This window comes from Bradyrhizobium arachidis (assembly GCF_015291705.1).
Taxonomy (GTDB): Bacteria; Pseudomonadota; Alphaproteobacteria; order Rhizobiales; family Xanthobacteraceae; genus Bradyrhizobium; species Bradyrhizobium arachidis.
In genome coordinates this window covers 7,527,953-7,553,723 of the sequence record NZ_CP030050.1, presented here as the reverse complement: position 1 = coordinate 7,553,723, position 25,771 = coordinate 7,527,953, and the positions used below count along the sequence as shown (strand labels likewise).

General features: G+C 60.9%; 21 protein-coding genes and 2 pseudogenes. 12 read left to right on the top strand and 11 right to left on the bottom strand.

All coding sequences use genetic code 11. From position 1 onward, the window contains the following. Window positions 1-212 precede the first annotated feature (212 nt). From WN72_RS35520 to WN72_RS35510, 3 genes are all read right to left on the bottom strand, one after another. Window positions 213-380, bottom strand: coding sequence for a hypothetical protein (locus WN72_RS35520; protein ID WP_014493276.1), 168 nt, complete (start codon window positions 378-380; stop codon window positions 213-215). A 66-nt stretch (window positions 381-446) separates the two neighbouring features. After that, a complete protein-coding gene (locus tag WN72_RS35515; protein WP_014493277.1) occupies window positions 447-764 on the bottom strand; it encodes a hypothetical protein in 318 nt (105 codons plus the stop codon). A 21-nt stretch (window positions 765-785) separates the two neighbouring features. Next, window positions 786-1,880: a DUF1236 domain-containing protein gene (locus tag WN72_RS35510; RefSeq protein ID WP_092212447.1), complete on the bottom strand. Its 1,095-nt coding sequence runs from the start codon at window positions 1,878-1,880 to the stop codon at window positions 786-788. A gap of 214 nt (window positions 1,881-2,094) precedes the next feature. Between WN72_RS35510 and WN72_RS35505 the strand changes: the two genes are divergently transcribed. After that, a complete protein-coding gene (locus tag WN72_RS35505; RefSeq protein ID WP_014493280.1) occupies window positions 2,095-2,322 on the top strand; it encodes a hypothetical protein in 228 nt (75 codons plus the stop codon). 213 nt (window positions 2,323-2,535) lie between these two features. Here the strand turns inward: WN72_RS35505 and WN72_RS35500 are convergent, their stop codons facing one another. Then, window positions 2,536-3,564 (bottom strand): glycosyltransferase family 4 protein, encoded by a 1,029-nt coding sequence (locus WN72_RS35500; protein ID WP_014493281.1) that lies wholly within the window; start codon window positions 3,562-3,564, stop codon window positions 2,536-2,538. A 444-nt stretch (window positions 3,565-4,008) separates the two neighbouring features. After that, window positions 4,009-4,413, bottom strand: coding sequence for a hypothetical protein (locus WN72_RS35495; protein WP_014493282.1), 405 nt, complete (start codon window positions 4,411-4,413; stop codon window positions 4,009-4,011). Window positions 4,414-4,625: 212 nt separating this feature from the next. Here WN72_RS35495 and WN72_RS35490 point away from each other — a divergent pair, with 212 nt between their 5' ends. Together WN72_RS35490 and WN72_RS35485 are read left to right on the top strand one after the other, a co-directional pair. Then, a complete protein-coding gene (locus WN72_RS35490; protein WP_014493283.1) occupies window positions 4,626-4,940 on the top strand; it encodes a hypothetical protein in 315 nt (104 codons plus the stop codon). Between the two features lie 12 nt (window positions 4,941-4,952). After that, window positions 4,953-5,580 (top strand): annotated as a pseudogene (locus tag WN72_RS35485) (hypothetical protein). Between the two features lie 432 nt (window positions 5,581-6,012). Here WN72_RS35485 and WN72_RS35480 read toward each other — a convergent pair. After that, a pseudogene (locus WN72_RS35480) lies at window positions 6,013-6,375 on the bottom strand (formate dehydrogenase accessory sulfurtransferase FdhD); the annotation flags it as partial. Between the two features lie 299 nt (window positions 6,376-6,674). Between WN72_RS35480 and uvrA the strand changes: the two are divergent. From uvrA to WN72_RS35455, 5 genes are all read left to right on the top strand, one after another. Continuing rightward, window positions 6,675-9,224: an excinuclease ABC subunit UvrA gene (gene uvrA, locus WN72_RS35475; protein WP_014493286.1), complete on the top strand. Its 2,550-nt coding sequence runs from the start codon at window positions 6,675-6,677 to the stop codon at window positions 9,222-9,224. A 28-nt stretch (window positions 9,225-9,252) separates the two neighbouring features. Beyond that, complete coding sequence (locus tag WN72_RS35470; protein ID WP_014493287.1) at window positions 9,253-10,203, top strand: sensor histidine kinase; 951 nt, start codon at window positions 9,253-9,255, stop codon at window positions 10,201-10,203. A gap of 130 nt (window positions 10,204-10,333) precedes the next feature. Then, on the top strand, window positions 10,334-10,564 hold the full coding sequence (locus WN72_RS35465; RefSeq protein WP_306329808.1) for a hypothetical protein: 231 nt from the start codon (window positions 10,334-10,336) through the stop codon (window positions 10,562-10,564). A 183-nt stretch (window positions 10,565-10,747) separates the two neighbouring features. Continuing rightward, on the top strand, window positions 10,748-11,140 hold the full coding sequence (locus WN72_RS35460; RefSeq protein ID WP_014493289.1) for a response regulator: 393 nt from the start codon (window positions 10,748-10,750) through the stop codon (window positions 11,138-11,140). Window positions 11,141-11,150: 10 nt separating this feature from the next. After that, window positions 11,151-11,444: a response regulator gene (locus WN72_RS35455; RefSeq protein ID WP_244553651.1), complete on the top strand. Its 294-nt coding sequence runs from the start codon at window positions 11,151-11,153 to the stop codon at window positions 11,442-11,444. A gap of 368 nt (window positions 11,445-11,812) precedes the next feature. Here the strand turns inward: WN72_RS35455 and WN72_RS35450 are convergent, their stop codons facing one another. Next, complete coding sequence (locus WN72_RS35450; protein ID WP_014493291.1) at window positions 11,813-13,198, bottom strand: tyrosine-type recombinase/integrase; 1,386 nt, start codon at window positions 13,196-13,198, stop codon at window positions 11,813-11,815. A gap of 523 nt (window positions 13,199-13,721) precedes the next feature. Then, complete coding sequence (locus WN72_RS35445; RefSeq protein WP_092212445.1) at window positions 13,722-15,248, bottom strand: site-specific integrase; 1,527 nt, start codon at window positions 15,246-15,248, stop codon at window positions 13,722-13,724. A gap of 1,510 nt (window positions 15,249-16,758) precedes the next feature. Between WN72_RS35445 and WN72_RS35440 the strand changes: the two genes are divergently transcribed. Then, window positions 16,759-18,771 (top strand): ParB/RepB/Spo0J family partition protein, encoded by a 2,013-nt coding sequence (locus tag WN72_RS35440; protein WP_194482950.1) that lies wholly within the window; start codon window positions 16,759-16,761, stop codon window positions 18,769-18,771. Window positions 18,772-18,974: 203 nt separating this feature from the next. Here WN72_RS35440 and WN72_RS35435 read toward each other — a convergent pair whose 3' ends face one another. Beyond that, window positions 18,975-19,214, bottom strand: coding sequence for a hypothetical protein (locus WN72_RS35435; protein ID WP_143130525.1), 240 nt, complete (start codon window positions 19,212-19,214; stop codon window positions 18,975-18,977). Window positions 19,215-19,481: 267 nt separating this feature from the next. Here WN72_RS35435 and WN72_RS35430 point away from each other — a divergent pair, with 267 nt between their 5' ends. After that, window positions 19,482-19,793: a DUF736 domain-containing protein gene (locus WN72_RS35430; RefSeq protein WP_092213042.1), complete on the top strand. Its 312-nt coding sequence runs from the start codon at window positions 19,482-19,484 to the stop codon at window positions 19,791-19,793. 617 nt (window positions 19,794-20,410) lie between these two features. Then, entirely contained in the window at window positions 20,411-20,587 is a 177-nt protein-coding gene (locus WN72_RS47195; RefSeq protein ID WP_244553650.1) for a DUF736 family protein, read from the top strand. Window positions 20,588-21,986: 1,399 nt separating this feature from the next. Here WN72_RS47195 and WN72_RS35420 read toward each other — a convergent pair. After that, window positions 21,987-23,021: an IS110 family RNA-guided transposase gene (locus WN72_RS35420; protein WP_194482949.1), complete on the bottom strand. Its 1,035-nt coding sequence runs from the start codon at window positions 23,019-23,021 to the stop codon at window positions 21,987-21,989. A 1,193-nt stretch (window positions 23,022-24,214) separates the two neighbouring features. Continuing rightward, a complete protein-coding gene (locus WN72_RS35415) occupies window positions 24,215-24,490 on the bottom strand; it encodes a hypothetical protein (protein ID WP_092221047.1) in 276 nt (91 codons plus the stop codon). A 1,046-nt stretch (window positions 24,491-25,536) separates the two neighbouring features. Between WN72_RS35415 and WN72_RS35410 the strand changes: the two genes are divergently transcribed. Further along, complete coding sequence (locus tag WN72_RS35410) at window positions 25,537-25,770, top strand: hypothetical protein (RefSeq protein WP_092221068.1); 234 nt, start codon at window positions 25,537-25,539, stop codon at window positions 25,768-25,770. Window position 25,771: the final 1 nt, after the last annotated feature.

Here is a 25,771-nt window from a genome sequence, read left to right as displayed (position 1 = left end):
AGACCGCCGTCAGCTCGAGCACAGGCCCAATTTCATTGCGGACCTCATCCTTCGATAACGGCTTCGCGGGCGGCGTCCACGAGTGCATCAAGCGCCACGTCGTGCGCCGCTTCCGCGTCCGGCAAGCCCATGAAGCTGCAGCGGTCGCCTCCGGACGGGGCGCCGAAAATCGTAGCCCGTGGGGCAAAGGAAGATCCCGCGCCGGCGGAGGGCTATTCGTCGACCGCGGCGGCGGTATCCTGGGTGCCAAGCAGCTTCAGCGCGGTCTCGATCTTGGCGAGGAGCGCCTGGATTTCGGCGCGCTCGTTCGGGCCCGGATCGTTGTCGAGGCGCGCGAGCAGTTGCTCCTTCTGATTCTGGAGCTTCGCAACAGCTGACATCTTTTCTCCGCGAAGGCGAGCATGACGTAGAAGGGGCCGCTCAAAGAGCGGCCCCTTCTCGGGAGTTCACCAGCTTCGGGTGCCGAAGCTGAAACCAATGCTCGGGCCACCGCCGTAGTGGCCATAGCCGCGGTCGTAGTAGCCGGGTCCGCCATAGTAGCCGTAGCTTCGGCGAACCACATACCCGTCGTCGCCGCCGTAGTAGCGCTGGACGTAGCGGGGGCCGCGGGTCCGGTAGCAGCGGCCATACTCGTCACAAACGAGGCGCACCTGCTCGACGCCGGCAGCCTCGGTCGAGGCAGTGGCCGCAGGCGCGATTGGGGCGGCATTCGCAGAGGCCGCCAACAGTGCGGCCCCGAGCGCTCCTAAAAGGATGGCTTTCATCATGTTCTCCTTTGTGCGAGATCAATCGATCTCTTCGATGACGCGACGTTCGTGGGGTTCGACGATGTAGGTGCGGCTGTCCCGGTTGATGTACCGGTACTCGCGAAGGCTCGGAGCATCCCGATAAACCTCTTCCGGAAACGCCTCGATCTCAACGCTCTCCGGCAGGCGCTCGCCGGTCCGGATCTCCCTCCGGACGGTGCTGCCGGTCGTGCGGCTCTCGCGTTCGACCGGGCGCGCCTTGGCGTGCTTACGGACGACCTCGCGATCGCGGTCGCTGAACGTCACCTTGCGCTGCTCGGTGCGCGTCGGCGCCGAGGCGGTGGAACGGCCGGAGTACGGCAGGACTGTCACGATCTTGTAGGTGGATGGCTCCACGATCACGATCTCGTCCTTCACCAGGACGAAGTTGTAGCCGCGATACTGGGGCACGATCTCGACGACATCCGCGGGCAGCGGCTGCAGGCGGACGTCGCGCGGCACGACGGTGCCCACCGACAGCGAGAAGTTCACGTTGGTGAGCGGCTGCACGTTCAGGTGAGAGATCGACGCGCCGATTCGTGTCCGCTGCTGATCGTTGATGTTCACTGAGGCATTCACGTTGGTGTTCGACGAACGATCCGCCGTGTTCTGCTGATTGTTCGGCTGCTGGGCGGTGTTGGTCGATCCGCTACCCACCGGCGATTGGGCCTGATTCGTGCCCGACGCGGGCGGATTGGCGCTCTGCGTCTGATTGTTCGTGCTCGACGGAGGGTTGGTCTGCGCCTGGTTGGCTGGCGTCGTGGTCTGGCTGGACGGCTGATTAGTCTGGGCCTGGTTGGTCGAGTTGTTCGAGGCAGGCGCCTGCGTCGTGTTGGTGCCAGAATTGGACGACTGGCCGGCTGTGGAAGATGAAGACTGAGTCTGAGCCGAATTCGTCGAAGGATTGCTCTGCGCGGATCCGGACGACGAGCTCGGTGACGTGGTCGAAGGCGATGGCGACGTGGTCGAAGTGGAATCCTGCTGACGCTGTGTCGCCGACGGACTTGAGCTCGACGTGCTCGGAGAAGATTGCGCGAACGCCGAAGTCGCGATGGCGACGGCGGCGGTGGTAGCCAAGAATAAACGTTTGTTCATCGAAAACCTCCGAAATGGGGACGCCGATCAAACCCTCGACGCGGCGCGAGGTTCCGATCGGGATATCCTGGCAAAACGCGGCAGCTCACACGCTTTTGGTAGCCGCGTTATGCTGCAGTAGCGAAATAGTGTACCCGCGCAACAATCGGGAATAACTGGAACTCTGGCCCCGCGTGCTCGTTGGCAGCTACATACAAGCTTTGAGGAGGACACCATGAAGAAGCTGATCGTATGCGGTGCTCTGGCCGCTTTCGCCCTCGGCACCCAGGCCGCGAGCGCCGCCGAGTTCTATATCGTTCGTGACGCGACCACGAAGAAGTGCACCATCGTCGACACCAAGCCAACGACCACCACTACGACGGTCGTGGGCAACGGCGTCTACAAGACCAAGACGGAAGCTGAGTCCGCCGTGAAGACGACCAAGGTCTGCACCGAGCAGTAATCGCTCCACGACTCTGGTCTGAAAACGTTATTGGAGGAGAGCATGCCCGTCTTGATTTTGTGGGCCGTTCCCGCCGTCCTCGTTGTCGGTGGTGTCGGCTATTTCCTGGTTCATATGCACTGAGCGAACAGATCATTGCGGAACGGCTCGTCCGGTACGCCGGGCGGGCCGCTTGCGTCCGGTCATCCCAACGAACGCGTTCTTCGACCGGCGTCACCTGCAAGCGAACAGCTCGCGATAACGGCTTTCGTATTCCCTCGCCATCCGACTGGCGGCAAAGCGCTCCTCGAAGCGGGCCCGAATCCTTCTTCTATCCAGCCGCACGGCTTCCTTCACGGCCTCGATCGCGTGCTGCTCGCCGTCCACGATAAAGCCGGTGACACCATCTTCTACTACTTCCGGCACCGATCCGGAACGATAGGCGATCACGGGCGTTCCGCACGCCATCGCCTCGATCATCACCAGACCGAAGGGCTCGGGCCAATCGATCGGAAAGAGCAATGCGGCGGCACCTGCGAGGAAGGTTTGCTTGCGGACGTCGCCCACCTCACCGATCAGGAGGATGTCCTCTCCGTCGATCTCGGGCTCGAGCTTCTTCTTAAAGTAGGTCGTTTCCGCGCGAGGAATCTTGGCCGCGATCCGCAGCGGCATGCGGACGGCGCGAGCGATGCGTATCGCGGCTTCTGGTCCCTTCTCCGCCGTAAGTCGCCCGAGAAAGGCCAGGTACGAACCGGCTCCGTAGGAGGGACGAAACTGCTCCTTTGGCAGCCCGTGCGGAATCGTCGCCACCCAGTTCGCGTCCGGGAGGGGCCGGCGCTGGTTGTCGGAGATAGAGACAAAGGGGGCCTGTGGGAAAGCCCCGATCACGTCGGACAAGCCCGGAAGGTCGAGCCGGCCATGCATGGTCGTCAGAAACGGCACGCCGGTGCGGTTCAGGACAGGCAGCGGCAGCCAGTCGACATGTGAATGAATGACGTCGAAATCGCGTGCGCGCCCGGCGATGGCCTCAATCAGTAGCGCGCAGGCCGCGTTCGGATCGACGCCCTTCCGTCCCAGCCGTAGGGCGCGAGGTAAGACAGCATGGAGCTTACCCTTCGTCCTCGAATCTCCGCTTGCGAATAGGGTGACGTCGTGCCCGAGGTCGACCAGCTCATCTACCAGCCAGGCGATCACCCGCTCCGTGCCACCATACAGTTTCGGAGGAACGCTCTCGGCCAACGGGGCAAGCTGGGCTATCCGCATCGATCAGTCACCAAAGACGACCCGCAAGCCGATCACGACCACCGCGGAGATGAGAAACGAAATCGCGAGCAACGTCCAACTGGGCCTTGTGCTTCCGCAAGCTACGCGCGCTACGAGCATTTTCACGCTCGTCAACATTCGAATCGGGGAAGCCGGTGCAAATACGCGATACCTAAGCTGGCGAGTTCTTCGGTATCGCTATCGCGCCCTTCCCATCTCCTGTGCAGATGGCGCTCCAGCAAACAGCGTCGGCTATCGCGTGCGCCGACATGGGGGTGCCGAGCCCGGTAAACTGTCCAGGCGGTTTCCGTGGCATTCTTCAAGACGACATCGTCGACCATCTTGACGCTCCCGGCGACCGATCCGATCGCTGGCAACTCAACACGGTCAGCAAAGTTTCCTGTTTTTCCCGGGCCGTTGAAGTCAGTCGGAGCACGGCCGCATTCAGCACGCTTTGGCACGGGCCCGCTTGCGTGCCGCACGGCGGCGCTGCAGGCGCTGGCTTCTGCCAGAGCGCCTTGCGGCAAGAAGCGAGGACGCCTGTTTGGCCGCAGGAGGCTCTGCCGGAGGCACGGCGCTCTCCGTCCGCATCTCGGCAGGCCTTGCTTCCATCAATTTCAGCACCGCGCGCCCCTCCTCAGTGATGCGCCAGCCGCCGTTCAGACGTTCGACCAATCCTTGCGAGAAGATGTCGAGAGCGGGCACGCGAGCGGCGAGGCGCTTTGTCCGCTCGGCCCAGTCGCGTCCGCTCGTCGCCAGAATCGCCATATCGCGCTTGAGCTCCGCCATCATGGCGAATCCATCGGGATAGCTCACTAGGATCTTGAGAACGGTGACCTGAAAGTTCACCCCGCCTTCCTATGCCTATCTCTGTACACGACAGCCGTGTCGGACGCGGTAAGGCGGTTCCGGAACATCGTGGCAATCGCTCCTGACCGCCTCATCTGCTCAAGCTCGATCTGAGGTGAGAGCGTAGTGCGGCATTCCGCATATTCGCGCAGTAGCAACCAATTCGAAACTCGCTTGTTGTCGCCGGCACCATCACTTGCAGGAGACAAAAAATGTCACGTCTGACTCTGCTGGCGGCAACCTTGTTGTTGCTCGCATCTGCGCCCGCGGGCGCGCAGCCCGCGCAAAGCGGGCCGGGCAACAACGCCGTCAACAGCTCCGATAAGAACAATTCGAACGCACCGGTCTCGGGCCGCAACAGCTTCACCGAGGGCCAGGCGAAATCACGGATCGAGGACGCGGGATATTCCAACGTCTCCGGCCTGCAGAAGGACAACGAAGGCGTCTGGCGGGGCAAGGCCGACAAGGCTGGCACCAAGACCGACGTCAGCGTCGACTTCCAAGGCAACGTCAATCCCGCAAAATAAGGAGCAGATCGCATGACGACTACCATTTCTCGCCTCTACGACAATTATTCCGACGCCGAGCGGGCCGTCGCCCGACTCGAGAGTGCCGGCGTATCGCACTCCGACATCAGCATCGTCGCCAACAATTCCGACAATTGGTACGGTTCACAGCGCGGCAAGGCCGATCGAGACCGCGACGGCGTGGATGATCGCGCCGAAGGAGCCGGCACGGGTGCTGGCATTGGCGCCGGGATCGGCGGCGCGGCAGGCCCTTCTCGCCGGCCTTGGCCTATTGGCTATTCCAGGTCTCGGGCCGGTCGTGGCGGCGGGATGGCTGGCCTCCACGGCTGCAGGAGCGGCCGCGGGCGCGGCCACAGGCGGAATTGTCGGCGCACTCACCCAGGCCGGCGTCTCCAGGGAAGACGCATCGCGTTACGCGGAAGGCGTTCGCCGCGGCGGTACGCTCGTTTCCGCCAAGGTATCCGATATTGATCGTGCGCGACTGGATGCGCTGCTCCACGAGAGATCCGTCAACCTTCAGGAGCGCAGTTCCGCCTGGCAGAAGTCGGGCTGGACGGACTTCGATGCCGCAAGCCCGCCGCTATCACCGGAGGACATCGGCCGCGAGCGCGAGCTTTACGGTGCGGGTGTGCGACGATAAGTTTCCTCAGACTCGGAAAAGGCCCCGCAGCGCGGGGCCTTTTTGATGAAGATGGCCTCTGCAAACTCGGGCTAATCGGACCCGTAGGAACATCGTTCCGCTTGGCTGGTTGCTTCGCCCGTGAAGGGGCGATGAAGCTTTTGGTCGAGTATTTGGAATGAGCTCATCGACTTGAACGATTGGCCGCGAGCGAACGCGATCCAAATTTCAAAGAGCAACTGCTTATACGGGCGCAAGGCTATCGGAATCTCGCCGCTAAACGAGCGAAGGACTATGGCCCTTCCAGCTCCAAGCCCCTCGGAAGCGGCGCGGGTATCGGTCCATCCTTGACGATTTCTAGCATGCTCTCCGCGCCTAACCCGCGGCAATAACCGACTTGCCGTAGATCAATTCGCATTACTAAAGAGCGATGCGGCCGAAGGCCGCTTCACGTCAGGTGATTCCACTGACATGGCTGAAGATCTCAAAGTCTTGACCTCGCGCAATGCCGATCAAGGTGATGCCGCTTGCCTCGGCCGTCCGTATCGCAAGCGCGGTCGGCGCGGACATTGCGATTATGAAGCTGGCGCCGATCGCGGCGGTCTTCTGCACCATCTCGACCGAGATACGGGTCGTTAGCACGACCGCGCCAGTGCATCCCGAGACGCCCGCCATGGCGAGAGCACCGGCCTGTTTGTCGAGCGCATTGTGGCGTCCGACGTCTTCACGAATGATCATGCTTTGGTTGCCGGGATCGAAAAGTCCCGTAACATGAGCCGCGCGCGTCACGCTGCCCAGAATCTGTAATACGGCGAGTTAGGCAATTGCGCATTGACGCAAGGCGTAAGGGGAACTCGTCCGAGCCTCGAACTGGAAAGGGCTGCCTGCGCCGCCAGCGGCATTGCGAGAAAGGCCATGAGCAACCCATCGAGCGATCCGCACGCGGGGGCGGCTCGCGGCCTTGTCGATCCAGCATGAGAATAACACAATGCGCCTCTTACCGGGCCATTGTTCGAACGAACCGGCGCGCTTGATAATGGTTCCAAGCGCCAGGCCGGTTGGATCATTCGGATTTCAGGTCCGTTACCTGTCCTAACGACAATGGCGGCGAGCGAATGGACGACAAGGTTTACAAGCTGGAGCAGGGCGCCGGGCGATCGTCTCCCGGATTTGTCAGGGTGCGCGGTGCGCGCGAGCACAATCTGAAGAACGTGGACGTCGACATCCCGCGCGATGCGCTGGTGGTGTTCACCGGCGTCTCCGGCTCGGGAAAATCATCGCTGGCCTTCGGGACGCTGTATGCGGAGGCGCAGCGGCGATATCTGGAATCCGTTTCGCCCTACGCCCGGCGCCTGTTCCACCAGATGGCCGTGCCAGAGGTCGATGAGGTCGAGGGCCTGCCGCCGGCGGTGGCGCTCCAGCAGCAGCGGGGATCGCCGACCACGCGATCCAGCGTCGGCAGCGTCACGACGCTGTCAAACCTGTTTCGGATGCTCTATTCGCGCGCCGGCGACTATCCAAAGTCGCAGCCGCTGTTGTACGCCGAGTCCTTCTCCCCCAATTCGGCGGAGGGAGCCTGTCCCAGGTGTCATGGCCTCGGCCGCGTCTACGACGTGACCGAAGGCTCGATGGTGCCCGACGACACGCTCACCATCCGCGAGCGCGCCGTCGCGGCCTGGCCGACAGCCTGGCACGGTCAGAACCTGCGCGATATCCTAACGACGCTCGGCTACGACGTCGACACGCCTTGGCGCGAGCTTCCCAAGAAGGACCGCAACTGGATCCTGTTCACGGACGAGCAGCCCACGGTCCCGGTCTATGCCGGCTACGATCTCAAGGAGGTCCAGCGGGCGCTGCGTCGCAAGGAAGAGCCGAGCTATCAGGGCACTTTCACCGGCGCCCGGCGCTACGTTATGGAGACGTTCGCCAACACGACCAGCGCGATGATGAAGAAGCGCGTTTCGCAATACATGCTGAGCACTGAGTGCTCCGCCTGCCACGGCAAGCGGCTCAAGCCGGAGGCGCTGTCTGTCAAGTTTGCCGGGATGGATATCGCCGACATGGCGCGTGTTCCGTTGAAGCAACTGGCCGCGCTGATGCGGCCTTATTGCGGGGGCAAGGCCGGCCGGAAGGAGGCTCACCCGGAGAAAGCCATCGTCGTACAGCGGATCGCGCAGGACTTGAGCGCGCGACTTTTTGTGCTGCTCGACCTCGGCCTCGGCTATCTCACGCTTGAGCGGAGCACGCCCACCTTGTCCCCGGGCGAGCTCCAGCGTCTGCGTCTGGCGACGCAAGTGCGCTCTAATCTGTTCGGCGTGGTCTATGTGCTCGACGAACCGTCCGCCGGGCTCCATCCATCCGACACCGAGGCGCTGCTCCGCGCGCTCGACAGGCTGAAGGCGGCCGGCAACTCCCTCTTCGTCGTCGAGCACGAGCTTGATGTCATGCGCCATGCCGATTGGATCGTCGACGTCGGACCGGACGCAGGCCGGCATGGCGGCGAAATCCTCTACAACGGTCGCATCGACGGGCTGAAGTCCGTCGCGAGATCGCGCACTGCGAAATACCTGTTCGGTCAGGCCGTTCCGCCACAGCAAAAGCAGCGCTCGCCGCAGGCTTGGCTCAAGCTGCGCGGTGTCACGCGCAACAATCTCAGGGGGATCGACGTCGCATTCCCGCTGGGTGTGCTGACGACGGTCACCGGCGTATCCGGCTCGGGCAAGTCCAGCCTGGTCAGCCAGTTCCTCGTCGAGGCGCTGGGCGCGCATTTTGGACAATCGCATGCGTCCGACAAAGACGGCGAAGACGTCCTTGAACGCGCGCCGGTCGAGACCTCGAGCGGCAAGATCACCGAAGGGCTCGATCGCCTGAAGCGGCTGGTGGTCGTGGACCAGAAGCCGATCGGACGGACGCCTCGCTCCAATCTGGCGACGTACACCGATCTTTTCGACGACGTGCGAAAGCTATTCGCGCAGACGAAAGAGGCGCGCCGGCGGCGGTTCGGTGCCGGGCGGTTCTCCTTCAACCTGCCGAAGGGCCGCTGCCCGAATTGCCAGGGAGAAGGTTTTGTCTGCGTCGAACTGCTGTTCCTGCCGAGCGTCTATGCGCCATGCCCGGAGTGCCAGGGCGCGCGCTACAACAAGGAGACGCTCCAGATCAAGCTCGACGGCAAATCCATTGCCGACGTGCTCGGAATGACCGTCGATGAGGCGCACGCGTTCTTCGCCGACGACAGCTACATTGCGAGGTCGCTCGATGTGATCCGGCAGGTCGGGCTTGGATACATCCGCCTCGGTCAGCCGGCAACGGAGCTGTCCGGCGGTGAGGCGCAGCGGGTCAAGCTTGCCACTGAGCTTCAGCGCACCCAGCGGGCGGGCAGCATCTATGTCCTCGATGAGCCGACCACGGGCCTGCATCCCTCGGATGTCGAGAAGCTGATTATACAGTTGAACGGATTGGTGGAGGCGGGAAGCACCGTGATCGTCGTGGAGCACGACATGAGCGTCGTGGCCGCGAGCGATTGGGTGATCGACATTGGGCCGGGCGCCGGCGATGAGGGCGGGCAGGTCGTCGCAGCGGGGCCACCGGCAGAGATCGCGCGGCGCAAGTCGAGCCGCACGGCGCCGTATCTCGCGCGGGCGCTGGACGAGCATCGATTGCGATGATGAGCAGCAAGTCCGAGGTGGTTGTTGGATGAACAGGCTCTACCCGCTAGTGCTAGAGCACCGGATACCGGCATTCCTCAGGTACTGCATCTCCACCTGCATCATGGTGGTCTGCGCCGTGCTGGAAATGGCGCTGCAGATGCAAACCGGGTCCGCCGGATACTTCGTGCTGTTACCGGGTGTGTTTCTATCGGGTCTGATCTTCGACCGCGGCTCCGGGATCTTCGCCGCCGCCATCGCAATCGGCGTGGTCGCGTACATGAGCTATGCGGGCGCGACAGGCCTTGACTATCTTGCGCCCAACGCGCTCTTCGCGATCACCGCCGCCGGCGCGGCGACGGTCGCCGAATTCCAGCGCGCCGAGCTGAAGCGGGTCATGCAGGCGGACAAGACCAAAGCCGTTCTACTGCAGGAGTTGGCGCACCGAACGAAGAATAACCTGGCCGTCCTGAGCGCCATGATCCGGCTGGAAGCCAGGAACGGAGGGCCGGAAGTCGCAGCAGCCCTCGAAGCCACAGCGCGTCGGCTGCACGTCATGGCGGAAGTGTACGACCATCTCTCGCTCAAGCAGGATTCGCGTCTCGTTAACATGCGCTATTTCCTGAATAACGTCGTCGAGAAGGTCTTCGACTCCTTGGCTTCAGCCGGACCCATCGCATTCCAGGTGGTCTGCGAAGAGGTGTATCTGCCAAGCCAGCAGGCGCTCGCCGTGGGCATCATCACGAACGAGCTCGTCACGAATGCGCTGAAATATGCCTTTCCAGGCGACAAGCCTGGGCAAGTCGCAGTCACGCTCTCGACAAGTGACGGCATCGAACTATCAATCTGCGACAATGGCGTCGGCCTTCGCGGTGAAGCTGATCCTGGCGGGTTGGGATCCCGGATCGTCCTGCTGCTGACCCAGCAGCTCGATGGGCAATTGACGTACGAGAGACTCGATATTGGTCTGCGCGTGACATTACGGGCGCATCCTCGTTAGCGACGGGAGGGCATGTGTTCCGCCGCCTTCAGCCGTTTGAGTCCGGGCTGTTTTGCTAACTTTTCCCGACCTTGGTTACGTCCTCTTAGTCCGTTGGGGATACAACGATGGGATCGGTTCGGTTTACCCAATGCCTATAGAAAAAGAACAAGAAGGCCGACGGGTCACCTTTGAGCATCCGTTGCCCGCGCATATGATGGCCATCGATGGCACTTGGCGTCGCGCGTGCATGCTTAAGGATGTTTCGGAGTTCGGCGCAAAACTTCAGGTAGAAGCCTCGATTGAGGGCTTGACCCTGAATGAGTTCTTTCTTCTGCTTTCCTCCACCGGACTTGCCTATCGGCGCTGTCAGCTCGAGTAAACGGCGAAGAGCTTGAGGTCAGCTTCCTCCGCCAAAAGGCCAAGGCCAAGAAATCCTCCGACCGCGACTAGGACCGTTGTCTCGAATTTCTGCCGAATATTCCCGACAGCTCAGGAACTTTTAGCTTGTGTGCACTTTGTAACGTCCAGTGTACGTGTGCTCCCGGGGAACCCTTTGGCGGAAATGCAACCGATAGTTCTGGTCATCGAAGACGATGATGCGATCCAAGGCATTGTCGAGGATGCGTTGAGAGAGGGAGGCTTCGAGGCTGCCATCGCCAAGACCGGCGAAGAGGCGGTGACACTGTTGAAGGGCCGGCTCATTGCATACCGCGCCCTCGTTACTGACATCAATCTGTTGGGAAGGTTCAACGGCTGGGAGGTCGCGCGGGCGGCACGCGATGTCGATCCCAATTTTCCCGTGGTCTACATGTCGGGCGTGGCAGCCCACGAATGGCCAGCACAAGGCGTTTACAACAGCATAATGCTTCACAAGCCGTTCGCGCCCGCGCAGCTAACAACCGCGGTCTCCCATCTGCTCAACGGGCTTTTGGCAGTCGGTTCAAACAGGGCTTGAGGCAAAACCGATGACGCAAGCATCCATATTCCTGGTCGAAGATGAGGCGCTCATTCGGATGATGCTTGTCGAGATGATCGCGGAACTGGGGCACAAGGTCATCGCTGAGGCTGGAAGTGTAAATCAAGCGCGATCTCTTGCCGAAACTGAGCGCTACGATCTCGCGATTCTCGACATCAATTTGCAAGGCACCAACGTGCAGCCAGTTGCCGAAGTAGTAAGGGATCGGGGGGTGCCCTTCTTTTTCCTAAGTGGTTATGGCAGCAGAGGCCTGCCGATGGATTTGACGGAATGCCAGTGTTAGTCAAACCTTGTACGCCAGATACGCTCAAGCGCACAATCGAAGCTGTCCTGCCGAATGGAGAGCCCGAGGAAACGCAAGACAAGCGTTGGGGGGCGTCGTAAATCTTTAGTGCCTAGAGGACGGCTTGCCGCCCAAGTCGTACAGGGCACGAGGCCTGGCATGAAGCTCATGCCGGGCCTCGTCCTGGACTCCGAGGGGCACAAGTAGCGACGCGGCTAGAGGCGTTTAAGGTCAAGACCGTGCTAACTACGCCGTCGCGCGTAGCATACGAGATAGCTGCTCCGTCGTCTGAGGGGCAAAGATTGTCCAGATCGACGGTGCACTCACTTGGGAATCGCGTTGAAGATAGGGGGAACCGCGAGTGTCTTTCAACTCGCGGACCTTAAGATTGATCCTTGTTCAATTTGAGGGACCGGCCGGGCTCCAGCTCGTATTTCGTCGGAAGAAAGCGGCCGAGATGCACATCGGCCGCTACCCCTTCCGAGCCAATCCTGCAACGAACCGTTCTGGGCCACCGACGCACCCAGCGCAGCAAATGCGGCGCTGCTAATCGCCTGCTGCTGGCTGCGCAGATGATCCTCGAGGAGCTTGTGCCGAGTAATATAGCCCGCGTTTACGCCGGGAATGGCATGGTTCATCAGGAGTTTGGCGTCGATGTCCGAGACACCTGCTGCCGTGGCAATCGTGCGGAAGGTTTGGCGGAGGTCGTTGCCCCATTTGGATAGCATTTCCCGATCTTCCTTTGTCTCCGCCAAATGCCCCGACGCGCTGTCGGCCGGAAATACCCACTCTTGTGCCTGCAGAGGATACATCTGTCTGCCGAAACGGATTGCGCGGACAAGACAAAGGATCATCTGACGCGACAACGGAATATCGAAGGCTTTCTTCTTGCCGCCCTTCGGTTTGGGGATATGCAGCGTGCGGCGCCGAAAATCGATGTGCTCTGGCTTGGCTTCCTGGAGCGCAGTGGGCCGAGAACCGCAGAGGAGAGTGAAGAGGTGGAACTCCCTACGCACTGGGTTATCGTGACCGGCGAGCTGAGCGAACCAACCCTTCAGATCGGCCGACCCCATCCCGGTGTTGCGGCGCTCCTCCTCATTCCAATCGACCGCATCGGCTGGATTATCTGACGGCAACGACCTGTTCGTCTTCCGAGCATGATTGTAGATGGCCCGTAACGTACGCATGCTGCCATTAGCCATGTAGGGCCCATTTTCCTTTGTGACGTGGTCGTGCTTCTTGGCTACTCGAGCCGGATCGGTTGCGAGCTCATGGAGGGTAGTGTCGAGCCAGTCTGCAAAAATTCGATCGACGTGATCGCGGTACCCTTCAATGGTCTTTTCGCTGCGGTTCTTCCGTATCAGATGAGCCTCGAGATACCGCTCCCAGGCCTGCCTGAGGGTGACGCTCGCGACCGTCCCGCCAATTGCCATCGCCGGAGCGGGGTGCGCTTCGTCGGCTTGTTTGTCGTTCTTTGGGTGCCGTCCGCGGCTAATCTGGGCCAAGTACTCTTTGGCCGTGGCGCGTGCAGCTCGGGTTGACATCTCACTAGCATCACCAATGGAAACCCTGATGGATGAAGCTCGTTTGCCTCCCTGTCTAAGGTCGGCCTGAACGGTGAAAGTCCTCTTTCGCTTGCCAATGACGACAAAGAACCCCTTCAATTCGGTGTCGCGCGCCAGATACCAGCCTTCCTTCGGAGCGGGTAGTTGAGCGATTGCCTTGTCGGTAAGAGAAATTCGAATATCGGTCATGACGGGAATCCAGGTCCGCCAAAACGGTTTTCAAACGGTGTTGGCGGATTGAGCAGTTGGAAGGTTTGAGTTCGACGGAGCGCGAAGCTATGCGAGAAACACCTGCAAACAAAGGGCTTCTCCAATACTCATCGTAGCTCGGCGTACATCTAGAAACTGTGGCGAAGGGATAGTACTGAACTCTTAATCAGCGGGTCCCAGGTTCGAGCCCTGGTGCGCCCACCATCCTTAAGAGATTGGCCCGCAAGGGCTTTTTTCATTCCTTCGACAGAACAAACCGAGTGTTGTGCGACGCTTTTGGTGGTCGCACGTCGCACGCTGTGCGACGTCTTAGATATTTGGGGCGTCATTCATCGCACCGGGCGCAGACGGTTTGTTTGCGGACGGCGCGGGCAGAGATGGAGCGTACGCCTCGCCGTAGGAAGGCGGAAAGCGTGACAGGATTGATTGCGCGACACACCGCTTCTTGGCGACCTGCGAGCTTAAGGCGCAACCGGGCAAACGAAATTCGGCCGCTGTCCGTTCAGCCCTTCATTCCTTCCTTTCGAACCTGCAGTTCGAGCCTGTCGATGCCGGAGTCAGCGCGAGCCGCATTTCGGGCCCGGTAGTGCTTCACGATGGTCTGCGCACTTCGATATGAATGCCCAGTGATGTCGCAGATCGTCAGTAAGTCGCAGCCAGCCCGATCGAGCAGCATGACGCAGGTATCCCGCAGGTCTTGGTCGTGCTTCTGGTCGAGGTCACCGGCGCCGTTGACGAACATCAGAGCGGGGCAAGGCTTTAGTCGCCATGCGGTCTCATCGCCATTGCTGTCGTGTGCGGACTGCGCATCCAGCCATTCTGACAGGACGCGCTTACGCTGATCAACCGCCCGAGCACGCTGCGCCTTGTTCTCTTCATCGAGAGGAAATGGAGCGAATAGCTTGTCGGAGAACTTGATCAGTTCGGCATTCAGTCGCTCAGCGCGGACAATCGCTTGGCGCGCGATGTCGCGCGCGAGAAAGCCGAAGACTGCGACGGCTCGGGCGGTCGACACCCAATGCCGATAAGTGCTCTCGTCATAAGGCTCGCCATTGTCCTCGTTGACCACGAGCTCGGGAGGCACCTTATCCAATTGAAGCCGGAGCTTGAGCTCCTTTACGCGTGCACGCGAGGCATTCAGCCGCGCGCTGAGTTGGGGCGCCTCTTTGATGTCGACAAGCTCGCCTGTCTTGCTCTGGCGGAACATGTGGCGGCCTTCGATGTCGCTCTCATTCCGCATGATTAGACGGTCAGTCTGGCGCTGCCCAGTAAACAACGCCAGATGAAAGCTGTCGCCGATCGAAGGTCGATCAATTGCATCAGCTGCAGCGACCCAAACGGAAAATTCGGGCATCGCAACTTGGACGATCCGCCCGTCCGGATGATCGAACTCCATGCCTTCCCGCGGGTTGGGCCCTAGACGCCACAGGATGCTTTCCTGCCCCCAAGTGAACGCCGCCGAGAGCGTCGCTATCATCGAAAGCGCCATATGATGGCCGCGAGCTGATTTCGCATAATTATAGAAGGCTCGGAACTCCGGTTTGCCGATCGATGTCGGCGTAGCAGTCGCAATCGCCTCAAGTTCTCGCGCAGGCTCGGCTACGCCGAGCAGCTTGGCGGCGCGGATTTCGGCACGCAACTTCGCCGCGGATTCGCGCGATTGCGGTCGGTACAGAATGGCAGAAATACATTTACGGTACGAAGCCTGTGAGGCAGAGGTTAACGCCTTGAACTCAACCGACTTGCTCCAATCGTCGAGAAGATCCTCGATTGTAGAACGCTTCCGCATCGTCATTTTCTTTGGCAGCTTGCCGGCACGGCGCGCCGCCTCGATTTCCGACTTCCGTTTGTCTGAAAAGTCCGAGGCTTCCTGAAGATTGAACCACGCACCGACCGGACGGCCCTTTTCATCGTACGGCGGATGGCGTAGGTCGGCATCAAGGAAGCCGAGTGCTCTGGCATGAGCGCCGTGCGACGAGCGAGGACGACCCTCGCGCCATTTCACATGGGGAAATTTGGGATCAGCCATAATGAGTCTCGGTGCCAAGAGGAGATCGCGCCTATTGGAATCTAGCGCAATCTAATCTGTCAAGCGTCAGGCTCGCCGTATGCCCTCCGCAGCCGCTCGCGATGTTCGTCGTCGTTTCCTGCTGGTGGCGGCGCGAATGCGTCATTAGCAATCGTCTTTGGGCGCATGGGATGATTTCGGGTAAGCCAGGCATCGAAGCCGGTCCGCTCCCATTTCAGCGGTCCCCGCTTGCTGATCGGCGCAGGCAGCCCGTCGCGCTCCTGCCTGAGGCGGCGCGTGCGATAGAATGTATCCAGTGAGACGCCTATCGCCGTCGCGACTTCGGTTGAGGAATAGGGTGGCTGCATGCTCTGGTGACGCAACGAATGGCCTATTTGCCCGAAGCCCGATGAACCAGAATGAAGATATCCGACCGCGCCGGAGGCCCTCCAACGCACGTCAAAGATTTCGACAGGTCCTGTATTTGATCATGAGCTTTGGGTTTGCGCTAGCCGGAGCAGTTTGCAAGCAGCGGCATCGAGATCAAGCCGCCGCCGGACCGGGATGCCATCCCGCCACGTAGATCATGCTCGGTCTTGCTGCTCACTTTGTGTTGAGTCTCGAACTTGAGTCTGACGAGGCTCGATGAGCGAGATAGCGGCTGTCTTGCATCGCCGGCCGCGCGCCGTTTCTCGCGATGAAGGCCAGCTGTCGTTTCCTCGGAGGACCCGTCCTATCGCTGACCCCACACACTATCTCTCCGGTAGGGGCGTGCGGATTTGCTGGAGTCGGCACCCGCAAAACCCGTTAGGCCCCGTTTTCTGCATCTTTCCAAGGTGGGATAGCGGCTCCGGCCTGAATGGCTTGGTGGTATCTGCAAGTTGGACAAGATCGAGGATCGGTGGCGGGACTTGTCCTCAACGGTGCGCGTGCGGCAATGGCCGCACCGGACTCTTGTGAACCGAGCCGCGTTGCGTCTCGGCCATTCGGCTTCGATCCCTCGCGCAAGAACATATAATGTGTCGCTCGCCGGAGGCACTCGCACGAAGGGCTGCCGCTTCGCGGCACCGCTATCACTGCCCGTCGCGCGGGTGCCTTGATAACCGGTCTCGCGACTGCACTCGGTCCCGGGTCCCGCCGCTACGCGTCGGCGCTATGCTGACCCTCCTGCGGGTGCCTCTCTTGATTTTCTCACTCTGCTCTTGTTTTTACCTGCGCTGACTTGCTCAAAATTCCCAACGCTCGAGATCTAAGGGGCTCCGCCCCTCGCGCGCGCCAGGGTAAAGCGCCGGCTGACGCCGGCGCCAACCCGAGCGGTCTCCCCGGTCTTCCGTGCTTTCCAACCGGCGTCACCTTCTCGAACGGCTGACATGCGCCCGTGCAGACCCGCTTCTATCGAGCGGCCCTTGCGGGCGGGCGATCCCCCTCCGCTCGGGTCGCCCTGGCACTTGCTACCCCCGGTCTCGCCGACGGGCAGGGGCGCAGGCGCGGAGTGCGCGCTGCACCCATGGAAGCAAAAGGAAGAATGATCATGTCGGCCAAATCAGTTGAAATCACTCCCGTGAGCGGGACGGAAGTTCTCATTCCGCTCAATAAGCTCAAAAAGTCCCCGAAAAATGCGCGCAAGACGCCGCATAGCGCGGTGGCGATCGAGGGTTATGCGGCGAGTATCGCCGCCAAGGGCATCCTGCAAAATCTGGTGGTTGAGCCCGAGTTGGACGAAGAGGGCGAGACTACAGGGTTTTATTTGGTAACCATCGGCGAGGGCAGGCGGCTTGCCCAGCTGCTGCGGGTGAAGCGGAAGGAGATCAAGAAGACCGAGCCGATCCGCTGCATCATCGACACCGCGAATGACCCCCACGAGATCAGCCTGGACGAGAATGTCACCCGGGAAAACATGCATCCCGCCGACCAGTTCGAGGCGTTCAGGAAGCTTGCGGACGAGCGTGGCTTTGGCGCGGAGGAAATCGCCGCGCGCTTCGGGGTGACGCCGCATGTGGTGCGGCAACGCCTCCGGCTGGGTGCGGTTTCACCAAAATTGATCCAGCTCTATCGCGACGGCGATCTGATCCTTGAGCAGTTGATGGCCTTCGCCATCACCGACGATCAGACGCGGCAGGAAAGCGTTTATGAGCGCCTGCCTTACGATCGCGACGCCAGCACCATCAGACGTCTGCTCATCGAGGCTCACATCGCCGCAACGGATCGCCGCGCGCGGTTTGTCGGGCTCGATGCTTACATCGAGGCGGGCGGTACGATTCTGCGCGACCTCTTCACCGAGGATCGGGGAGGCTATCTGGAAGACGTGGTGCTGCTCGATCTCTTGGTGATGGCACGGCTTGGCCGGGAGGCGGACGCCTTACGGACGGCCGAGGGATGGAAGTGGACCGAACCCCATCTCGACTTCCCGCACGCCCACGGCATGCGTCGCGCCTACCCGCATCCGGTCGAGCTTTCGGCGGAAGATGAGGCCGCTCTTCAGGTCGCTCAAACCGAGTTCGATCAGCTGACCGAACAGCATCAAACGGCCGAGGAACTACCTGATGAGGTGGATGCGCGGTTCGGTGAATTGGAGAACCAGATAGAGCGGTTCGAAGCGAAGCGGCAGGCCTACGATCCCGGCGATGTCGCACGCGGCGGTGCGTTCGTCATTCTCAATCATGACGGCATCATCAGGATCGAACGCGGTTTCATCCGCCCCGAGGACGATAAACCCCATGCCGAGACGGGGCAGGATGGCGACGCTCAGGCTCCAGATGAGGAGGTTGGAAGGGGCGATCAAGCCACCCGCGATGGTGAAGAGAATGAGGGAGAAAACGAGGAGGAAGACGGGGAACAAAGGCTGTCCGATACGCTCATTGGTGACCTCACCGCGCATCGCACTTTGGGGCTGCGCCTCAATTTGAGTGAGCAGCCCGATGTCGCCATCGTGGCCGTCACCCATGCGCTCGCCGCACAGATCTTCTATGTCGGGGCCAATGCCCATGTCGTTGGCATTCAACCGGTGAAGGCGGATTTGGCCACGCATGCGGTCGGAATCGAGGACACTCCGGCCGGGAAAGCTTGGTCTGATCGCCATGCCAATTGGGCGAGGCAAATGCCGCGCGACGTCGCTAAGCTGTGGGAGTTCGTGACCGAACTCGACCACGACAGCCGCATGGCGCTGTTCGCACATTGCACGGCATTGACGGTCAATGCGGTCAAATTGCCATTTGACCTCCGGCCGCGCGCCTTGGCGGCGGCCAGCAGTTTGGCCGGGGCCGTCGCCCTCGAAATGACCGGATATTGGCGGCCGACGGTGCAGAGTTATCTCGGCCGGGTCACCAAGGCTGGCATCCTTGAGGCCGTCCGCGAAGGCGTCAGCGAGGAGACCGCCGAACGCATCTCGGGAATGAAAAAAGTCGAGATGGCAGCTGCCGCCGAGCAGCTGTTGGCGGCAACGGACTGGTTGCCGCCGTTGCTGCGCACGGCCAAGACGGAGGATCAGGACGCCGCGCCCAACAAGACGCAAGGCCATGATTTCCGTGCGCAAGCAGCGGAGTAAGAGGTGAGCCGGGGTCGGAAGAACGGCCCGGCGCTCATTAAATTTGGGCCGCGCACCTCACGGTGCGCGGCCGGTTCAGTTGAAGCGAACGCGCAATTACTCTCGCTAGCTCGTCTCCAACGGCGACTAAGACCCGTCCGATCTGCGCCGTTTGTCGCACCGGGGGCGAACTTTCGCACCTTTCTTTTGCTGGGACGAAGCGATCAGGCCGGGGGCTTTGATCGTGTCCGGACACGTACGTCGCGGCTGAGCAATCGGGCGAGAAAATTCTGGCCGCCGCCGTCGTTTGATAATGCGAAAATGTGGTCGGATTCGTTTGGTTTGTCCGGTGAATCGCCCTGCAATTGACGCGCAGACGTTGGCTTTTTTTCTGATCGATCCCGCCGTTTTCCAATGCTGTGGCGGGCCGTGGCAGCCATGGTCATCGCCGTCAGTTCGGTCATGGGCTCGCGTCCAACGCACCCCCGATTGGCTGATCAGGCCCGAGGGACGGCAAGAGCCTCGATCGCTTTCCCGCAACAGCTCACGCCTGCTTTTTTCCCCTGCCGCCAAGCGGCGGCATTCCTCGCGGGAAGACAAAAAAGCAGGCTTTCGCCGTCCTCCGCTGCCGCTGCGGGCCTTGCGGCTGCGGGCCGATCGCTCCCCGGGCCAAGGATCGCCATCGAGGCTGCGATGGGCGCGGCCCGAGCAACAGACAGACGGAGATGACCATGGCGACCATCGGCACTTTCACCGCTTCGGACAACGGCTACACCGGCGCGATCAAGACGCTGACGCTGAACATCAAGGCCAAGTTCACGGCCTCCGAGAAGGACAACGACAGGGCTCCCGACTACCGGATTTTCGCAGGAGCGACCGAATTCGGCGCCGCCTGGAAGAAGACGGTTCGCGACAGCGACCGCGAATATCTCTCGGTCAAGTTAGATGATCCGAGCTTCCCGGCTCCGATCTACGCCTCGCTGGTCAAGATCGAAGGCGAGGAAGGTTTCAGCCTGATCTGGTCGCGCCGCAGCGGCGACTAATCGCCTTCGGATTAACGGCCCCGCCTCCTCGGAGGCGGGGCTTTTGCGTTTTTTGCGCCGCCTTGAACGAAGGCAGAAGAGCATCTTCTCCCTCAAGAAGAGGGCGCCGCCGCGGATCCGCGGCGCACCTTGAAGCCGGTTCGAGGCGCCGAGTGGCGAACTCATCGAGCTTCGGATGCGCTCTAATAGCGCCGGCTTCGACTTTATAGCCGGCACCAGGACCACGCCTCGGATGCGAAATTGAGCCGCTTTCTCGGCGAGATAATCGGCTCGGGATCGCGAGAGACTCGAGAGGCAACGCATACGTCGACGCGTTGCCCAAGCGCCGTTGGTACGGGTGAATAGCTCTGCGGCAAGGCCTGTCTGCTTCGTCCGAAGAGGATGATTCCCCGCTTGTGGCGCTACGACCTATGGCAGCCGTCCCGCCATCCGAAACCCTCGCACGCCTCCTTTTTTCCCCGCCGGCAAGCCGGTTCCTCGCGGTCGCTCGCTGCAAAAAGGCGCGGGCTCGGGTGCGCCGCTGCGCTTCGTCCCAAGGGTTCGGCTGCGTGCCGCCCGCCATGACGGTCTCGCCATCGCAGGGCATCGGCCCCTGCGGCAACGGAAGGAGACAGACCATGACGGCTATCGGATTCGTTACCCGCACAACTCACGGCGGTTTCAGGGGCCAGCTCAAATTCCTGCCCATTTGCGCCGACATCGACACCGTGCGGAACCGCGAAAAGTCCGGCGATAACCCAGCAGATTTCCGCATCTTCACCCAAGGGGTTGAGGTCGGATCCGTCGGATTCTGAGTGGCGAGAGCCGCGGAAGGGACTACGTCAGCCTGTCACTCGCAGCACCCGGCCTGGGGATCCGCAAGCTCTGCGCCGACCTCGGTCGAACGGTCGGCCTCGACGGTGACGGTGGCTTCTTCCTGATCTGGAATCCTGTCGGCTAGGTCAAATGTTGGGCTCTCGCGCATCGCGCGGGAGCCCTTTCCTGTCTCTCGGATACCAAGTTTTGGATATCGCCGACTGGCGCGGAAGCGCCCTTAATCAGGCCCACGTGGCGGAGCGAGCCCGGCTGAACAGCCTGCGAGACATCCCACTACGATCTAAGAAACGCACTCGCACGGAGTGGAATTTTGCCTTGAGACTGAAGGTTGTCGATGCTTTTCTGGCCGCGCTTTCAGGTCGTATTTCTCCTACTTCCGTACGGGCCGCGTTCCCAAAATGCGCCGGCAAACAGCGGAAATCCCGTGTGCTTTGGCGCGAAATTTCAGCGTCATTATCGCCCCTTTTTCAGATCAATGGATGACGAGCGGAGCGCTGGTGAGTGCATCGGCGGATTTCGTCGCGGCAAAGAGAAGAAGCTTGAGTAAGTCAAGAAAGAGCAGCGGCGTATCGCAAGATAAAAGCATTGTCGCCGAAGAGCGGCTAAGTGGTTGTCTGCACATCCAAGATTTGGCGCTCTCAGGATCCTCACTGTCGCCACGTTCGACCTAACGCGATGGCGGACTTGCACAATTGCGTCTGCGTTTCCTTGGCCTCACGAATTGCCGGCACTTTCAACGCCGGAGATGCGAGCCGCGCTAGCGATCGACGACGAATCCGATTTAAAGCGGGCAGGTCGCGCGTTGTCCGCACTGCGCTATGTCCGGCGCTCCGGAACATGCGTGAGAACACGCCGTGCGAACAACACGGGCCAAGGCCGATCGCGTCGGCACCGGAGCTCACCGAGCGTACCGTCGCGCGGGAACACCCGGGCTGTCATCTCCTAAAGATTTGCGGCCGGCTTGTTTCAGACTTTGACGATCTCCTCCGAAGCGCCGAGGAAACGTCTCCTCTTGGCCCATCACGACATAACGCGCTGCCGCCCGAAGTCGGTCGCTATAGGGGCAAAGCAGACATTGCTTTAGTCGCATCACGCCGCCGGGTTTATGGGTACACGGCCTTCTGTAATGGGCCCGATGATGTCAAGCCTCCCGAGTGAACGTCTCGTCGCCGGGCTCATGCTTCTGTCCGTGGTCAACGCCTGGCCGCCACATCATGCTGTCAGAGGGAGCGGTGAGCCTATCTAGATACGCGTGGTTCATCAGATGACGACCACTGGCCGTGTAACGGCTTCACCGGATCCACCGTCCCGGCGACGGGACTTCGGGCACCGGGATTCAGATTATCCCGGTTGCGTTCTTGATCTCCTCCACGTCTTCTATGCTGCGATCGAGCCGACGTCAGTCCATCGATAAGTTGTGCCGTCGACCCAGATCCGATGCAGGATCACTGCGAGCTTGCGTGCCAGGGCGACTTTTGCGCGCTTCGAGCCACGCCGCTTGGCGATGTCCATCCCCCAGCGCTTCAGTATTGAGAACCGCGTGATGCGCGATAGCAAAACGTTGGCGGCTTCATACAACACCGCGCGCACCGTTATGTCGCCGGCCAGCGTGATCCCGCCTGTGACGTCCTTTTCGCCCGATTGGTATTTCTTTGGCGTAAGCCCGAACAGTGCGCCTGCCGCCTTCGACTTTACGATGCGACGAGGGTCATCAATCGCCGATTTGTAGGTAACAGCCACCAGGGGACCAACGCCTGGCACTGTCATAAGCCGGCGGCAGACTGCGTCGTCACGCACAATTGCCAGCACAGCCCTGTGCAGCCTTCCGTACTCTGCCGTCAAGGCCGATCGTGCCGAAAGCATCGCACTGGCAATGCGCTCCAATGTCGACTGACCAGCAACCAGCTCTCGGATCCGGGCTTCGAAATTCCTCCGCGTCAACGGGCCAACCTTGAGCCCGAAGCCGCGCAAAATCCCTCGGATACTTAATTCAATATCGATCAGCCGCCCGAGAAGCTGTTTGCGTGCGATCAGGAGTGCCCGGATCTCTTGCGCATCAACCGACTTTGCGTGTACCGGCCGAAACCATCCCATCCGGATCAACTGGGCGATCCCGCGGGCATCCTTGCGATCCGTCTTGACCGTCATCGCCGACAGTGCGGCCTTCACGTGCCGCGTTTCCAGCAGAACCGTTTCGAATCCTGCACTTTTCAGGCCCGCATGCAGCCATTGCGACAGCGGCCCTGCCTCCAGCCCGATCCGCTTCACTGCAAAGCCGAGCGTCTCAAAAAATTCGACTAAGGCGTCGGGTTCGCTGGCGACCTTCGCCTCCTTTAGGATTTTACCCTGTGCATCCACAACGCACACGCTCGACAGTTCCAATGAAACGTCGATTCCGGCATAATTCTCCACGGCTGTCCTCCGTCTCCAGATGCTTGGGGCCGACTCAAGTCGTGACCCCGTTTGATCATCTATCGGGGGACAGCCACCATCATGACCCTTGCTCGGAGCAGGGCCCATTACCGCATCTAGTACGCGCGAGATGGAGCTTGAAGCGGTCGTCGTTCGAGCGAATCCTGAGGGCGAGAATGTCTGGCATTCGCGCTCAAGGCTCACGCCAAGAGCCAAGCCGCGACCGAAGTCAGCACGCGAAAGAGAAAGTAAAGCCATCCGGTCATCGCGGCCGTGACTGCGACGAGGAAAAGCACCTGGACCAGGCCCTCGCCGAGTGCCGGTCGTGACTTTTGATCGGTGGGTGTCTTGGCTTGACCGGAACGCATCGAACTTACCATCCGGGAAAACCATGCAATGCGGTCGATGCGAGATTGTTTCTGTCCGGGGGCGCTTTTTGTGCGCGGGAGCCGTTCCCTACATGCGTCCGCTCAGGGGGCGTAACTTTTCGTGCTGTCGAAGCTCTCGAGGACGCGGCCGAACGCCGTGAGCTCCAGTGGTCGCAGCGACCGGTGCGATAAGCGCGATCGCCTTCCTTCTAGGCCATCAGGCAGTCATGCCGGAACGGATCAGGCCGATCTTGCCCTGCTCGAACGGTGCGGCGAAGATGCGTTCGGGCGACGCGGCACTATCAGGCGGTAGCCGTCGCATTTGATTTCGTGAATCCAGTCGGGGCCGTCAGGGACAGCCTTGGCGGCCGTCGGTAAGCAAAACTCAAACGCTTTACGCATCGTCAGAAAGGGGTCTCGGTAGCTCAGAGCGACTATTGTTTTGTTGGCTTGCGAAGGAATGGGCGCATGATGTCGGTGGTCGTAAAGCTGGCTTCAAATCCGTTGGCAGCAATGGCATCTCGTCCGGGCCGACCCTGTTGCAGACGGGGCAGGGCGCACCCGCGCCGCCGCAGCCGCAGGCCTTCGACCCTTCCCACGGGCGCTCGGGGTGGTTCTCGCAAACCCAGTGCGTGCCGTTGCAGCGCGCGCAAGTCATGTCGGACCTCCCTTCAATGCTGTGTCGGCTCTTCCTCGACCTGCTGCCTGTGCAGATGTTCGAGCACATCGCCAAGGTCGCGCATGTCTAGCAACTCGCCGCAAATCGTGCAGCGGACGAAGTGATCGCTCTCGCGTTGCGGCCCTCAATCGCCTTGCGGTTTGCCTTCACGAGGCATAGCTCGCCATCCGCAGTGGGAGCGCCAACTGGATGCCGATCGCGCGGCCGAGCTGGCTCTCGACGAAGTCTCTCAAGGCCTCGGAGATCTCGTGGCCTTCGCCGGCAACGCGATCGTATTGGCCGGTGAGCATGTCGCCGATCAGCGTGGCGTAGGTGACGCCTTCGTCAGTCTCGCGAAACGCAGCGCCGTCCCGGAACTCCTCCAGGACCAGATAGAAGTCCCTGTCGAGCCGATCGTTCGGAATAATGGAAGGCGAGGCCATACGCGAAACTCCAGTGACCTGGGATCAGAGATAGGGGCCCAAACACACAAATGCGAATCAATTGATCTGCTGCCGCGCTACTGTTTCGCCAGCGCTGGGGAACCCCCGCCTTTACCAAGCCACCTCGTTGGGCCGGCCCCGGAATTGCATTTTTGGCTTGCCTGTTTCATACATGGAAATGCAATCCCGGAATGAGCACAACCTAATTTGCATCCTAACCAGGAAACGGGAGGCAATGGTGAGTGAAAGAGGGCCGAGGGCAGGGAGATTTCTTGTTCGAATGGGCGGCGCCGGCTGGATGGTTTACGATCGGGAGCGCAGAGGCCCAGCGCTGATCGGCACCGACTGGGCAGCCAATTTAACGAGAGAGCAGGCAGAAGGAGCATACCGCACTCTCTCCGGTTCTTTAGGAGAAGCTGAGAGCCGATCGAATTAACCAGCGGGAGGCGAGCACGTTGGGTGCGGGTCCAGCTGGAAGCCGTAGAGGCGCCGGCAGATTTTTATTCCCCTGCTTTTAATGCCCCTCTTCCAGGGCGGAGAGACAGCCCCGGCTCGCAGAGGCTTGGGGGGTATGGCCGGGGCCGCTCCGCCTGGGCTCAGCGGCAAGCCCGGCAGAAAACAAACTTGAGCATTAGCCAACGTTCCTGCCGTCCTCCCTGGGCGGTAAGCCGTCCCCCGTGGCCTTGCGGTTCCGGGGGGAACCGCTGAACTTCGGATGTGTTACACAGCATTCACGGTCTTCCCTTCGACAATTCCGTCTGGGGAAGCTTGCTTATGGTTCGTCTCAGCATGGGAGGGAGACGATGCTGCAACAGAGGTTCACCGTCTATCGACCTGAGAATTTGGAGGCCGACATCGCTCACCTTTGGACCAGATACCGCGACATAGTGGTAAGATCGGTCGAGCTATTGAGCCGGCCGCCGCCCGATACTTTCTTGGGGCGGAAGCATCACGACCTCATTCCGCTGCCTTACCAGACGGAAGAATAGGCCGCCCTCTGCGATTGTAATTAGGTCCGATTCCGCTTTCGTGCGAAGATGGAACCCATGGACCTTCCCATGGTGCGCCAGCACTTAGCGGAAGCCGAGCAGCACGTTGCACTCGGTGAGCGCCATATTGCCCGGCAGGTCGAAATCATTGACGAACTAGCGCTGGCCGGTCACGACACGGGCTTGGCGGTGGATTTGCTAGATAGCTATTGCCAGCTGCAAGTCTGCCACGTAGCGCATCGGGAACGCATCCTGAAAGAGTTGGAGGCAGTTGGGCGCGCCCGCCGTTGAG